Origin of the sequence: Sphingomonas phyllosphaerae (assembly GCF_029623345.1) — a bacterium.
Classification (GTDB): Bacteria; Pseudomonadota; Alphaproteobacteria; order Sphingomonadales; family Sphingomonadaceae; genus Sphingomonas; species Sphingomonas phyllosphaerae_C.
In genome coordinates, this window is record NZ_JAPYKH010000005.1 from 14,911 (window position 1) to 28,629 (window position 13,719).

Genomic DNA, 13,719 nt, shown 5'->3' on the forward strand with positions numbered 1-13,719 from the left:
CTTCCCTGTGCGACCATGGCGGCCGGGTCACGTCGAAGGGCGCGGCCCGGCCGCTCGCGTCCTAACGAGGCGACGCGGCAGCTTCCCGCCGCGGCCCGGCTGGGCCAAAGACGGCGGAGCGCCGCGTGACGCGCGACAAGGGGAGAGCGGTTGGTCAACGAGCATACGATCCGCGACGTGGTCATCCTCGGCGGCGGCACCGCGGGCTGGATGACGGCGGCAGCGCTGTCGCGCTTCCTCGACAATGGCGTGACGCGGATCACGTTGATCGAGTCGGAGGAGATCGGCACCGTTGGCGTGGGCGAGGCGACGATCCCCCCGCTGATCACCTTCAACCAGATGCTGGGCATCGACGAGGACGAGTTCCTGCGCGCCACGGCAGGGACGTTCAAGCTCGGCATAGAGTTCGTCGACTGGGGCGCGCTGGGCGAGCGCTATCTGCACCCATTCGGCGCGCACGGGCGCGACCTCCAGGGGATTCACTTCCACCAGCTCTGGCTGCGCGCGGCACGGCGGGCGCGAGCGGCCGGCGGCAGCATGCCCGATATCGCCGACTGGGCGGTCAGCGGCGTCGCCGCCCGCGCCGGCCGCTTCGCGCGCCCCGCGTCCGACGCACCCGCGTCGCTGCGCGAGTTGCGTTACGCCTTTCATTTCGACGCGGCACGCTACGCCGCCTTCCTGCGTCGCTACGCCGAGGCGGCGGGCGCAATGCGGATCGAGGGGCGCGTCGTCTCGGTCCGCCGCGACGCCGCGACCGGGCAGGTCGCCGCGCTGCGCCTTGCCGACGGTCGTGAGGTGGCGGGCGAGCTGTTCGTCGATTGCTCCGGCTTCCGCGGACTGCTGATCGAGGAGACGCTGGCGACGGGCTATGAGGATTGGCGTCACTGGCTGCCGTGCGACCGCGCGGTCGCGGTGCCCTGCGCGCTGTCGGGCGACCCCGAACCTTACACGCGTGCAACCGCGCGACCGTTCGGTTGGCAGTGGCGCATCCCGCTGCAGCACCGGCTCGGCAACGGCTATGTCTATGCCAGCCGCTATCTCGACGACGACGCGGCCGAGACGGCGCTGCTCGGCTCGCTCGAGCGCGAGCCAGAGGCGACGCCGCGCCGCCTATCCTTCGTCGCTGGGCGCCGCACGCTGGCGTGGAACGCCAATGTCGTGTCGCTCGGGCTCGCGAGCGGCTTCGTCGAGCCGCTCGAGTCGACTTCGATCCACCTCGTCCAGGCCGGCATCGCCAAGCTGATCGCGCTGTTCCCCGACCGCCGCTTCGATCCGGAGGAACGCGACGAGTACAACCGCCACATGCGCGACCTGTTCGAGGACGTGCGCGACTTCATCATTCTCCACTACAAAGCGACGCGGCGCGCCGACACGCCTTTCTGGAACGCGGTGCGTACGATGGACGTGCCCGAAACGCTGCGGCGGCGGATGGCGCTGTTCGCGGGCAAGGGACGGATCTTCCGCGACACCGCCGAGCTGTTCACCACTGCGAGCTGGGTCGCGGTCGGGCTCGGTCAAGGGCTGATGCCGGCGGACTACGAGCCCGCAGTGGACGCACTCGACGAGGCGAAGGTCGCCGCCGCGCTGCGCCAGATGCACGCTGCCGGCGCGGCCGCGGTGGCGACGCTGCCGACCCACGCGGATTATCTGCGGCGGTCGGGGATCATGGCGCAGGTTGAATAGAGGCGGACGGCGTTTCCGTCGTCTTCGCGGCGACTGATGGGTCGAGACGGAACATCGCGTTTGTACGACGGCGTCATTCTGCGCTCGTGTCGCCCACCGTCCGCACACCCACATGCCGAGGTGTTCGCGACAGGGTGGACCCTGAAACGAGTTCAGGATGACGCCAGCAAGTGCGGTGATGTCAGCCGCCCCTCGCGTGAGAGACGTGTCCACGCTTACCCATTTCGCCGATTACCAGCCCCTATCCCACGACATTTCCTATCTCCCCGCCTTGGACGCGCACGCCTTTTCGGTTAACAGCCGCGGATCATGCCAAGCCCGCGCACCTTGTACGAGAAGGTCTGGGACGCTCACGTGGTCGAGCGCCGAGACGATGGTTCCTGCCTGATCTACATCGACCGCCACCTCCTTCACGAGGTGACGAGCCCACAGGCGTTCGAGGGCCTCCGCGCCGCCGGCCGCTTTGTGCGCCGACCCGACCTCACGCTCGCGGTGCCCGACCACAACCTCCCCACCACCGCGCGCACCGACGCCGCAGGGCACGAGCTGCCGATCGCCGACCGCGAGAGCGCCGAGCAGCTCGCCGCGCTGCGCCGCAACGTCGCCGAGTTCGGCGTCCCCTATATCGACGCGCTGTCGGCCAGGCAGGGGATCGTCCACGTCGTCGGCCCCGAGCAGGGCTTCACGCTGCCGGGCACCACGATGGTGTGCGGCGACAGCCATACCTCGGCACACGGTGCGATGGGGGCGCTCGCGTTTGGCATCGGCACCAGCGAGGTCGAGCACGTGCTCGCGACGCAGACGCTGATCCTCTCGCCTTCCAAGACGATGGAGGTGCGCGTCGACGGCGCGCTCGGCTATGGCGTCAGCGCCAAGGACGTGGTGCTGGCGATCATCGGCCGGATCGGCGCCGCGGGCGGCACCGGCCATGTCATCGAGTTCACCGGCGAGGTGATCCGCGCGCTGTCGGTCGAGGGGCGGCTGACGATCGCCAATATGTCGATCGAGGGCGGCGCGCGCGCGGGCATGATCGCGCCGGACGAGACCACCTTCGCCTATCTGAAGGGGCGCCCGATGGCGCCGCAGGGCGAGGACTGGGCGCGCGCGGTCGACTGGTGGCGCACGTTGCCGAGCGACGCGGGCGCGCGCTTCGATAAGGTCGTGCGGCTGGCGGCGAGCGACATCGCCCCGGCGCTCACCTGGGGCACCAGCCCCGAGGACGTCGTGCCGATCACCGGCAGCGTTCCCGCGCCCGACAGCTTCGCCGACGCCTCGAAGCGCGCCGCCGCGCAGAAGTCGCTCGATTACATGGGTCTCACCCCGGGCATGCGGATGCAGGACGTGCCGATCCAGCACGTCTTCATCGGCAGCTGCACCAACAGCCGCATTGAGGACCTGCGCGCCGCCGCCTCGGTGGCGAACGGCCGTCGCGTCGCCGACGGCGTGCGCGCTCTGGTCGTGCCCGGCTCGGGCCTGGTCAAGCGCCAGGCCGAGGCGGAGGGGCTCGACCGCATCTTCACTGCGGCAGGCTTCGAGTGGCGCGAGCCGGGCTGCTCGATGTGCCTCGCGATGAACCCGGACAAGGTGCCGGCGGGCGAGCGCTGCGCCTCCACCTCGAACCGAAATTTCGTGGGAAGACAGGGACCTGGCTCGCGTACCCATTTGTTGTCGCCGGCAATGGCGGCGGCGGCGGCGGTGACCGGGCGGCTCGCCGACGTGCGCGAGCTGATGGGATAATCGACGCGATCACCCGAGGGGATAGTCCATGAAGAAAGTGCTCATGTTCCTGATCGCCGGCTCGGTGCTGAGCGGCGTGGCGGCTTATGCGGCGATCGCCAAGCCCGCGATCCCGCCGAGCAACCCGGCGCGCTGATGCAGGCCGTCACCCGCGTCAGCGGCACCGCTTATCCCTGGGGCGCCGAGAACGTCGACACCGACGTCATCATCCCGGCGCATTGGCTCAAGACGATCACGCGCTCGGGGCTCGGCCGCGGCGCGTTCGAGACGGTGCGCGCGCAGCCCGGCAACCTCTTCGACGACCCGCGCTACGCCGGCGCGCCGATCCTGATCGCGGGCGACAATTTCGGCTGCGGCTCGAGCCGCGAGCATGCCGCCTGGGCGCTCGCCGACATGGGAGTGCAGGCGGTGATCGCGCCGAGCTTTTCCGACATCTTCTCGGGCAACGCCTTCAAGAACGGCATCGTCACGGTCGTGCTGCCGCAGGAGGCGGTCGATCGGCTGGTCGAGGTAGCAAAGACCGACCCGGTCACCGTCGATCTCGAGACCATGACCGTCACCACGCCGTACCAGGATCGCTATACGTTCGAGCTCGACGCGTTCCGCCGCCGCTGCCTGATGGAGGGGCTGGACGAGGTCGGCCTCACGCTGGCAAAGGATACCGTGATTTCGAAATTCGAGGAGCGGCTCGGCGTCGAGCGGCCCTGGATCAGCGGGAGAGCGGATGATGCGGGCCTTGCTGTCGAGGGCGCCCGGCGGACCTGACACGCTGGAGATCGGCGAGCTGCCCGATCCCGTCGCGGGCGCGGGCGAGGTGGTGGTCGCGGTGAAGGCCTGCGCGATCAACTACCCCGACGTGCTGGTGATCGAGGATCGCTACCAGATGCGTCCGCCGCGCCCCTTCGCGCCGGGCGGCGAGATAGCGGGCGTGGTCGCTGCGGTCGGGGAGGGCGTTACCCGCTGGCGGATCGGCGACCGCGTCATGGGCAACACGTTGATGGGCGGGCTGAGCGAACGACTGCGCTTCGCCGAGGACTCGCTCCACGTCGTTCCCGACGGGCGCAGCTTCGAGGAAGCCTCGGCGCTGCTGCTCACCTATGCGACCACGATCCACGCCCTGGTCGATCGCGGCGCGATCGTCGCGGGCGAACGCCTGCTGGTGCTCGGCGCCGCAGGCGGGGTCGGGCTCGCGGCGGTGGAGCTGGGCAAGGCGCTCGGCGCGCACGTCGTCGGCGCGGTGTCGAGCGAGGTCAAGGCGGCGGCGGTGCGCGACGCCGGGGCGGACGAGGTGCTGGTCTACGAGCGCGCGCCGTTCGACAAGGACCAGAGCAAGGCGCTGGCGGACCGCTTCAAGGCGGTCGGTGGGCCGGATGGTTTCGACCTGGTCTACGACCCGGTCGGCGGCGCCTATGCCGAGCCCGCGCTGCGCGCGCTCGGCTGGGGAGGGCGCTACCTCGTGGTCGGCTTCCCCGCCGGCATTCCCAGGCTGCCGCTCAATCTCACGTTGCTGAAGAGCTGCGACGTCCGCGGCGTCTTCTGGGGCGCGTTCGCCGCGCGCCATCCCGAGCGCAACCGCGCGCACATCGCCCGCCTGTTCGCGCTATGGGGCGAGGGCAGGATCGCCCCGCGTGTCACCGAGGTGTTCCCATTCGAGCGTGGCGGCGACGCGATCGCGCGCATGGCCGCGCGCGAGTCGGTCGGCAAGCTGGTGGTGCGGGTCGGGACGTAGGTTCATCGCTTGCGCCGCCGCGAACAAGTCCGGATGACGGAAGGTGTGAGGAGCGCGCCCCCACATCCCCACCGCCTGACCGCCCGTTGCGCCGCGCCCCCGCGCGCACTATCCCGGTACGCTACACCGTGGGGAACCAGCATGACCGCTTTCGAGGACCGCCAGCGCGCGTTCGAGGCCAAGTTCGCGCGCGACGAGGAAGTGGCGTTCCGCATCGTCGCGCGGCGCAACCGCCTTGTCGGGCAATGGGCCGCCGAGCTGATGCAGCTCACCCCGGCCGAGACCGACGCTTATGCCAAAGCGGTCGTCCAGGCCGACTTCGAGGAGGCCGGCGACGAGGACGTGGTGCGCAAGGTCTACGGTGACCTCACTGCCGCCAACGTCGACGTCGAGGAGGCCGCGGTGCGCCGCGCGCTCGAGGAGAAGACGATCGAGGCGCGGCGTCAGCTGCTGCAGTCGGAGTAGGACGGACATGCCGATGGAGGGAGCGGAGATCGCCGCGCTGATCAAGGCGGGCATCCCGGATGCCGAAGTGGAGATGACCGATCTCGCCGGCGATGGGGACCATTGGTCCGCACGCGTGGTCGCGCCGTCGTTCGCGGGCATGCCGCGGGTGAGGCAGCACCAGGCGGTCTATGCCGCGCTGGGCGGGCGCATGGGTGGCGTGCTGCACGCCTTGCAGTTGACCACCGCCGTTCCGAAATAGGCGCGGTACAAGAGGGTTTAAGCGATGACCGACGACACGAACGCCCGCATCGACGCGGTGGTGAAGAACAATCCGGTGGTGCTGTTCATGAAGGGCACGCCGCTGTTCCCGCAATGCGGTTTCTCCAGTCGAGCGGTGGCGATCCTGGAGCGGCTCGGCGTGACGTTCGAGAGCGTCGACGTGCTGCAGGACCAGGCGATCCGGCAGGGCATCAAAGGCTATTCGGACTGGCCGACGATCCCGCAGCTCTATGTCGGCGGCGAGTTCGTCGGCGGCTCGGACATCATGATGGAGATGTACGAGTCGGGCGAGCTGGCCGAACTGTTCCAGAACGCCGGCGCCGCGGCGGCCGAAGCGAAATAAGCTGAAAGCGGGGAGGCGGCGTCTCCCTACCTGAAGCGATCGTCACCCCGGCGAAGGTCAGGTTTCAGGTGGGAAGGCGGTCGTGGGGATCACGTGCGTCCCCCGCCGGGCCCCGGCCATCGCCGGGGTGACGTGTAATGGGAGCGGCGCGATCGCGGCACTTCCGCGAGCGAGTGCGATCAATGCTCCAGCCCATGCAGGAGCCTAGCGCCGCAACTACCTGCCGCTCGTGGCTCTGGGTTCCTGCGCGCGCAGGAACACGGCGGGCCGGTGAGCGCAGCCTCCGCGGAGCAGAGGCGGGCGAGAGCGCCAGATCGTTGGAACGGCGCCGTGTTCGTTGGAAGCACGTGAACGCTTTCTGCCGCTCCCTATCGCAGCCGGCGTGCGAAGGCCCCGCGCTATTCCGCCGCATTCTTCTGGTCGGCTGAAGCGAGATCCCGAACCGCTCAAAAAGCAAGCGATAGCGGCAGGCCGACCCTCGTTCGCGCGTTTGACTACAGCTGTAATCGCTGGCATGATTACACCTGTAGTCGATAGGAGCGAGTCGTGGCCGAGCGGATCAGCGATGCCGAGCATGCGGTAATGGAGGTGCTGTGGGACGACAGCCCGCTTACCGCACAGGACGTGGCCGAGCGGGTCGACCCCGCGCGCGGCTGGAGCGCCGCGACGGTAAAGACCTTGCTCGGCCGGCTGCTCGCGAAGGAGGCAGTGCGCCACGACGTCGACGGCCGCCGCTACCTGTACAGCCCGGCGGTGCAGCGCGAGGAGTATGTCGAGGGCGAGTCGCGTCGGTTGATCGACCGGCTGTTCGGCGGCCGGCTCACGCCCCTGGTCGCGCACCTCGCCGAGCGCGATGCGCTGACCGAGCAGGACATCACGGAGATCGAGGCACTTCTGCGGGAGTTGAAGCAATGATCGGCTGGGCCATGGAAGCCTTGCTCGCGTCGGCGCTGCTGATGCTGGCGGTGCTGGCGCTACGCGCGTCGGTGCGGCGGGCCTTCGGCGCGCCGGTCGCTTACGCGCTGTGGGCGATCCCGGCGCTGCGGCTGCTGCTCCCGCCCTTGCCCGCGGGCTGGCGCGCCGAGGCGCTGCCGACGCTTGCCTCGCTGCCCGCCGCCGCGCCGATCGCCCACGCGCTCGAGCCGGTCACCGCGCTGCCCGCGCTGGTGCCGCAGACGGCGTCGCTGCTGCCGGCGATCGTGCTCGGTACCTGGGCCGCCGGCGCGGTCGCGCTGCTGTTGTGGCAGGTCGCCGATTACTGGCGGTTCCGCTACCGGCTGCTGCGGCGCGGCATCGCGGTCGACCGCGTCGGCGCGATCACGATCGTGCAGAGCGAGGCGGCGAGCGGACCGGTGGCGTTCGGCGTGTTCGACAAGGTCGTCGCCTTCCCGCGCGACTTCGCCGCGCGCTTCGACGCCGAGGAGCGCGCGCTCGCGCTCGAGCATGAGCTGGGCCATCACCGCCGCGGCGACCTCGTCGCCAATTGGGTGGCGCTGGCGGTGCTCGCGCTCCACTGGTTCAACCCGCTTGCCTGGATCGCCTTCCGCGCTTTCCGCGCCGACCAGGAGATGGCCAATGACGCAGGCGTGCTCGTGCGGCTCGGCGGTGCCTCGCGCCACGCCTACGGCTGCGCGATCGTCAAGGCGGCGCATGGCCGCGCCGTGACCGCCACCTGCCACCTCCACACCGTCAAGGACCTGAAAGGGAGACTGCGCATGTTGAGCAAGACGCGCGCCTCGCGCACCCGGACGACGCTCGGCGTCGCCGCCACCGCCGCGATCGCGCTCGGCGCGCTCGGGCTCACCGCCTCGGGCACCCAGGCGGCGGAGCGGATGCGGGGCGGAGTCGAGGAGGCGGTCGGGATCGACCCGCATGCGTTCGACGACGCGCTGTCGCTGATGGCAAGCTTCCCCAAGCCGCGCGCCGCGCCGGCGGTGTCGAGCGTGCGAGCGGTGCCCGCGGCCGGCCACCACGGCCAGCGGGTCACGATCGTGCACGACGGCCGAACCACGACCTACGAGGACCAGGACGCGGCCGACTATATCGCGGCGCACCCGGTGCCGACCCCACCGGTGCCCCCGGTCGCGCCGCTGCCACCGGTGCCGGCCTTCGCCGCGGTTCCGCCGCTGCCGCCGGTGCCGCCGGTGGCCAGCCGCCGCTGCGGCGGCCAGCCGACGCGCTTCGTGATGAGCGCGACGCAGGATGGCCAGCGCGTCACCGTGATCTGCTCCGACCATGTCGAGCGCGCCGCGCGCGAGGCGAGCCGGGCGGCGGTAGAGGCGCGCGGACAGCGCGACGGCGCGATGCGCACCGCGCTCGCCAGCCTGGAGCAGACCCGCGCGCAGCTCGCCGCCAACCGCGACATGCCCGCCGAGGCGCGCCGCGAGGCGGTGCAGGGGGTTGAGCAGGCGTTGCGTGAGCTGCGCGACGAGATGGCGCAGCGCGACGACGACTGAGCAACGTCGCTTGCTTCGCCCCCGCTTGCTTCGCCCCCGCTTGCTTCGCCCCCGCTTGCTTCGCCGTCGCGCAGCCGCCATCTGGTGGCGCGATGGCGAAGCCTCCTCCCACCGGCGTGGCCGTGCCGCTCGAGCCGCTCGTCACTCGCGTGCTCGCCCCTAACGCCTCGGCCTATACCTACACGGGGACGCAGACCCATATCGTCGGGCGTGACGATGTCGCAGTGATCGATCCCGGCCCCGACGATGCCGGGCATCTCGCCGCGCTCCACGCCGCGATCGCGGGACGCCCGGTTCGCGCCATCCTGATCACCCACCACCACCGCGACCATTCCCCCGCCGCGCGCGCGCTCGCCGCCGCGACCGGTGCGCCGATCGTCGGCGCCGCCGCGATGGTGCGCGGCGTGGCGGGCGAGGGCGCCGCGGTCGATGCCGCGTTCGATCGCGACTATGCCCCCGACCGCGTCCTCGCCGACGGCGACAGCGTGAGCGGCGACGGCTGGACGCTCACCGCGCTCGCCACGCCGGGCCACACCAGCCAGCATCTCGCCTACGCGCTGGAGGAGAGCAAGGCGCTCTTCTCGGGCGACCATGTGATGGGCTGGGCCACCAGCGTGATCTCGCCGCCCGACGGCGACATGGGTGAGTATCTCGCCAGCTTGGAGACGATGCTCGCGCGCGACGACCGCGTCTATTACCCCGGCCATGGCGAGGCGGTGGAGCGGCCGCAGCGGCTGGTGCGCGGCATGCTCGGGCACCGCAAGCAGCGCGAGGGGCAGATCGTCCGGCTGCTCGGCACCGCGCCGCACACCGTCGCCGCGCTGGTCGAGCGCATGTACGTCGGGCTCGACCCACGGCTGGCGGGGGCGGCGGCGCGCTCGGTGCTGGCGCATCTGGTCGATCTGGAGCGGCGCGGCGTGGCGACACAGGAGGAGGGCGCGTGGCGGATCACCTGACCGGGCTGGGCAGGCTGCTGGTGTCGCTGGCGATCGCCACCGCGATCCTGGTCGCGACCTTCGTCGGCTATCGTTATTATACCGAGCGCTACACCGTGACGACCGATGATGACGGCGTCGCGGTGGCGCGCGTGGTCGCCGGGCGGCTGTACGGCAGCAGCGATCTGCGCGTCAGCCATCTCGCCGGCACGGTGCAGTCGACCGCGGCCACCACCCGGATGTTCGGCTGGCTGCGCTACGTGCGGCTGATCAAGGCGCCCTACGACGTCGACTATTTCGTCGACCTCGGCGCGCTGGCGCCGCGCGACTTCCGCTACGACTCGCGCCGGCGCACGTTGCTGGTCGAGGTGCCCGACGTCGTCGTCGGCAATCCCAACGTCGACGAGAGCCGCGTCACGCTCGACACCACCACCGGCTTCCTGCCGCCGCGCGGCGCGATGGCCGAGCTGCAGAAGATGGTCTCGGCCAAGGCGACCGCGGTCGTCGCCGCCAAGGCGCGCGAGCCCGAGAACATGCGCAAGGCGCGCGACAACGGCCGCGTCGCGCTGGAGCGGCTGTTCGCGGGTAGCCTCGACGCGGCCGGGCTGCCCGTGACCGTCACGGTGCGCTTCGCCGGCGAGCCGCGCGACGGCAGCAGCGAGCGCTGGGACCTCAGCCGTTCGCTCGAGGAAGTGCTCGGCAACAGCAGCTGACTTGATCCCGCGGCGCTGCCGGGCCATCTGCGCACCCATGGACCAGCCGACCAACCTCGCCGGGCTCGACCTGCGCGCCGAGATCGACCGCCTCCGCAAGGAGCGCAACGCCGTGATCCTGGCGCATTATTACCAGAAGCCCGAGATCCAGGACCTGGCCGACTTCGTCGGCGACAGCCTCGACCTCAGCCGCAAGGCGCAGGCGACCGACGCCGACGTGATCGCCTTCTGCGGCGTGCGCTTCATGGCCGAGACCGCCAAGATCCTGTCGCCGCAGAAGACCGTGGTGCTGCCCGACATGGACGCGGGCTGCTCGCTCGAGGACAGCTGCCCGCCCGACCAGTTCGCCGCCTTCCGCGCGCAGCACCCCGACGCGATCGCGCTGACCTACATCAACTGCTCGACCGCGGTGAAGGCGCTGAGCGACGTCATCGTCACCTCCTCCTCGGCCGAGACGATCCTCGCCAAGATCCCGCCCGAGCAGAAGATCATCTTCGGTCCTGACCGCAACCTGGGCGGTTATCTCGCGCGCAAGACCGGGCGCGACCTGATCCTGTGGCCGGGCGTGTGCATCGTCCACGAGGCGTTCAGCGAGACCGAGCTGCTCAAGCTCAAGGCCGAGTATCCCGGCGCGCCGGTGGTGGCGCACCCGGAATGCCCCGCGGTGATCCTCGACCATGCCGATTATGTCGGCTCGACCCGCGGCATCCTCGAATATGCGATGGCGATGCCGGGCGAGACGCTGATCGTCGCGACCGAGCCGCACATCATCCACCAGATGGAGAAGGCGCTGCCGGACAAGCGCTTCATCGGCGCGCCCGGCGCGGACGGCAATTGCAACTGCAACATCTGCCCGTACATGGCGCTCAACACGATGGAGAAACTGTATCTCGCGCTGCGCGACCTGAGCCCGCGGATCGAGATCGAGGAGGGTCTGCGGCTGCGTGCGAAGAAGAGCCTCGACGCGATGATGAGCATGGCCGGTGCGACGATGGGGCAGGGCGACCTCGGCAAGGTGAAGGTGACGGGGGACTGACGGAGGCGGGCGCACCACCACCTCGTCTGCTCTCCTTCGTCCGTCATCCCGGACTTGGTCCGGGATCCACCCGACCACATCCGCGCCGGCCGCTGGGCGCGCGGAACGATGGATCCCGGACCCAGTCCGGGTCGACGGCGGGTATGACTGGGATGACTTCCGGTTTCCTCTGCCGTCCACCATCCCCCGCCACCCGCGCGCTTCCCCTCCACCGCCGCCATCGTTACGCAGGGCGGCGATGAAGACCCTCCTCCCGCTCGCCCTCCTTCCGCTGATTGCCGCCGCCGCACCCGTTGCCGACCCGTATCGCTGGCTCGAGGAGATCGAGGGCGCGCGCGCGCTCGATCAGGTCAAGGCGTGGAATGCCGAGACCGAGGCGGCGCTCACCAAGGACCCGCGCTTCCCGCAGGATCGCGCCCGCGCGCGCGAGATCCTCGACGACGAGGCGCAGATCGCCGACCCCAACGCGGTGCTCGGCGACCAGGTCACCAATCTGTGGCGCGACGCGCGCAATCCGCGCGGGCTGTGGCGGGTGTCGCCGCTCGCCGACTATCGTGCGGGCAAGCCCAAGTGGCGCACGCTGATCGACGTCGACGCACTCGGCAAGGCCGAGGGCAAGAGCTGGGTGTGGCACGGCGCGAGCTGCCTCGAGCCGGCCTATGCGCGCTGTCTCGTCGAGCTCAGCAACGGCGGCACCGACGCGCAGGTGGTGCGCGAGTTCGACCTGACCACCGGCCGTTTCGTCGAGGGCGGCTTCGTCGTGCCGGAGGCGAAGAACGACGCCGCCTGGGTCGACGCTGACACGCTGCTGGTCGCGACCGACTGGGGCAAGGGCTCGCTGACCGACTCGGGCTACCCGCGCATCGTCAAACGGTGGAAGCGCGGCACCCCGCTCGCGGACGCGAAGCTGGTGCATGAGTCGCCGGTCACCGCGGTGGAAGTGACCCCGCTCGCCTTCGTCGATGCGAAACGTCGATGGCCGATGATCAGCGTCGGGCGCAGCTTCTTCGATCGCGCCCTGCTGCTCGGCACCGACGACGGCCGCTTTGTCCCGCTCGGCCTGCCCAAGAACGCCGACGTGATGGAGGTGATCGACGGCCGCGTCGTGGCGCGGCTGAGCCAGGGCGCGCTCGGCTTCCCCGCGGGTGCGCTGGTCGCCTGGTCGCTCGCCGACATTGCCGCCGGCCGCCGCGCGACGCCCGAGCTGGTGCTCGCGCCGACCGAGCGGCAGGCGATCGAGGAGGCGGGGGCGAGCGACCACGTGCTCTGGGTCAAGCTCCTCGACGACGTCTCGGGCAAGCTGCTCGCGCTGCGCCGGAGCGGCGACGGCAGATGGACGCAACGCGCGGTCGCGCTGCCGGGCAACAGCACGGTGCATCTCGCGACCCAGATTGGCGCCAGCGACGAGACCTTCGTCTCGGTCGAAGGCATGCTGACGCCGCCGACGCTGTACGTCGCGGGCGAGCAGGGCGCGCCGCGCGTCGTCCAATCGCTGCCAGCGCGCTTCGACGCGAGCCGGTTCGCCGTGGCCCAGCGCTTCGCCACGTCACGTGACGGCACACGGGTGCCCTATTTCCTCGTCACCAAGAAGGGCGCCAAGGCACCCGCGCCCGCGCTGATCCACGCGTACGGCGGGTTCAAGCTGGCGCAGACGCCGACCTATCTCACCGGCCAGCCCTATCGCGCCGGGCCGCTGGCGCTGTTCTGGGTCGAGCAGGGCGGCGCCTATGTGCTCGCCAATCTGCGCGGCGGTGGTGAGTATGGCCCGCGCTGGCATCAGGCAGGGCTGCGCGAGAAGCGCCAGAACGTCTACGACGACCTTCACGCGGTGGCCGAGGATCTGGTGTCCACCGGCGTATCGGCGAAGAAGAAGATCGCAGTGTCGGGGCGCTCCAACGGCGGGCTGCTGGTGGGCGTGGCGCTGACGCAGCGGCCCGATCTGTACGGCGCGATCATCGCGGGCTCGCCGCTGGAGGATATGAAGCGCTACGCGCACCTGTCCGCCGGCGCCTCGTGGATCGACGAGTACGGCGACCCCGACAAACCCGCCGACTGGGCCTTCATCCGCCGCTACTCGCCGTATCAGAACGTGCGCGACGGTGTGCGTTACCCGCCCGCCTTCTTCTATCTCTCGACCAAGGACGATCGCGTCCATCCCGGCCACGCACGCAAGCTGGCGGCACTGCTCAAGGCCAAGGGCAACCCGGTCTATTTCCACGAGTATCTGGAGGGTGGCCACGCGGTCGGCGCCGATCACGCCGAGGACGCCAACCGCGCCGCGCTGCTCGACGCGTTCCTGCGGCGCGAGCTGATGGGGAAGTGAAGAGTGTGCCCCGGCGGAAGCCGGGGCCCAGGTGGGAG

The 13,719-nt window shown here is 70.5% G+C and carries 13 protein-coding genes; all 13 read left to right on the forward strand.

Going from position 1 to position 13,719, the window contains the following annotated elements; all coding sequences use genetic code 11:
- Nucleotides 1-150 precede the first annotated feature (150 nt).
- The 13 genes from QBJ89_RS06445 to QBJ89_RS06505 all read left to right on the forward strand — a co-directional run bounded on the left by QBJ89_RS06445 (nt 151) and on the right by QBJ89_RS06505 (nt 13,681).
- Nucleotides 151-1,683, forward strand: coding sequence for a tryptophan halogenase family protein (locus QBJ89_RS06445; protein ID WP_277979708.1), 1,533 nt, complete (start codon nt 151-153; stop codon nt 1,681-1,683).
- Between the two features lie 309 nt (nt 1,684-1,992).
- On the forward strand, nt 1,993-3,420 hold the full coding sequence (gene leuC, locus QBJ89_RS06450) for a 3-isopropylmalate dehydratase large subunit (RefSeq protein ID WP_277979709.1): 1,428 nt from the start codon (nt 1,993-1,995) through the stop codon (nt 3,418-3,420).
- Nucleotides 3,421-3,555: 135 nt separating this feature from the next.
- Entirely contained in the window at nt 3,556-4,185 is a 630-nt protein-coding gene (gene leuD, locus QBJ89_RS06455) for a 3-isopropylmalate dehydratase small subunit (protein WP_277979710.1), read from the forward strand.
- Nucleotides 4,148-5,149, forward strand: coding sequence for an NADPH:quinone oxidoreductase family protein (locus tag QBJ89_RS06460; protein ID WP_277979901.1), 1,002 nt, complete (start codon nt 4,148-4,150; stop codon nt 5,147-5,149). The genes leuD and QBJ89_RS06460 overlap by 38 nt, the downstream gene beginning before the upstream one ends.
- Nucleotides 5,150-5,290: 141 nt before the next feature.
- Nucleotides 5,291-5,614 carry a DUF1476 domain-containing protein gene (locus tag QBJ89_RS06465; RefSeq protein WP_277979711.1) on the forward strand — a complete coding sequence of 108 codons (324 nt, stop codon included), beginning with the start codon at nt 5,291-5,293 and terminating at the stop codon, nt 5,612-5,614.
- Nucleotides 5,615-5,621: 7 nt separating this feature from the next.
- The gene (locus tag QBJ89_RS06470; protein ID WP_223010306.1) at nt 5,622-5,855 is read left to right on the forward strand and encodes a BolA family protein; all 234 of its coding nucleotides are present in this window, start codon (nt 5,622-5,624) and stop codon (nt 5,853-5,855) included.
- A gap of 24 nt (nt 5,856-5,879) precedes the next feature.
- Nucleotides 5,880-6,218, forward strand: coding sequence for a Grx4 family monothiol glutaredoxin (gene grxD / locus QBJ89_RS06475; RefSeq protein WP_277979712.1), 339 nt, complete (start codon nt 5,880-5,882; stop codon nt 6,216-6,218).
- 546 nt (nt 6,219-6,764) lie between these two features.
- The gene (locus QBJ89_RS06480; protein ID WP_277979713.1) at nt 6,765-7,133 is read left to right on the forward strand and encodes a BlaI/MecI/CopY family transcriptional regulator; all 369 of its coding nucleotides are present in this window, start codon (nt 6,765-6,767) and stop codon (nt 7,131-7,133) included.
- Nucleotides 7,130-8,674 (forward strand): M56 family metallopeptidase, encoded by a 1,545-nt coding sequence (locus QBJ89_RS06485; protein WP_277979714.1) that lies wholly within the window; start codon nt 7,130-7,132, stop codon nt 8,672-8,674. Before QBJ89_RS06480 ends, QBJ89_RS06485 begins: the two co-directional genes overlap by 4 nt.
- A gap of 92 nt (nt 8,675-8,766) precedes the next feature.
- Nucleotides 8,767-9,630 carry an MBL fold metallo-hydrolase gene (locus QBJ89_RS06490; RefSeq protein WP_277979715.1) on the forward strand — a complete coding sequence of 288 codons (864 nt, stop codon included), beginning with the start codon at nt 8,767-8,769 and terminating at the stop codon, nt 9,628-9,630.
- Entirely contained in the window at nt 9,615-10,322 is a 708-nt protein-coding gene (locus QBJ89_RS06495) for a DUF4230 domain-containing protein (protein WP_277979716.1), read from the forward strand. Before QBJ89_RS06490 ends, QBJ89_RS06495 begins: the two co-directional genes overlap by 16 nt.
- 37 nt (nt 10,323-10,359) lie before the next feature.
- Entirely contained in the window at nt 10,360-11,358 is a 999-nt protein-coding gene (nadA, locus tag QBJ89_RS06500; protein ID WP_277979717.1) for a quinolinate synthase NadA, read from the forward strand.
- A 238-nt stretch (nt 11,359-11,596) separates the two neighbouring features.
- Nucleotides 11,597-13,681, forward strand: coding sequence for a prolyl oligopeptidase family serine peptidase (locus tag QBJ89_RS06505; protein ID WP_277979718.1), 2,085 nt, complete (start codon nt 11,597-11,599; stop codon nt 13,679-13,681).
- The last annotated feature ends 38 nt before the right edge of the window (nt 13,682-13,719 follow it).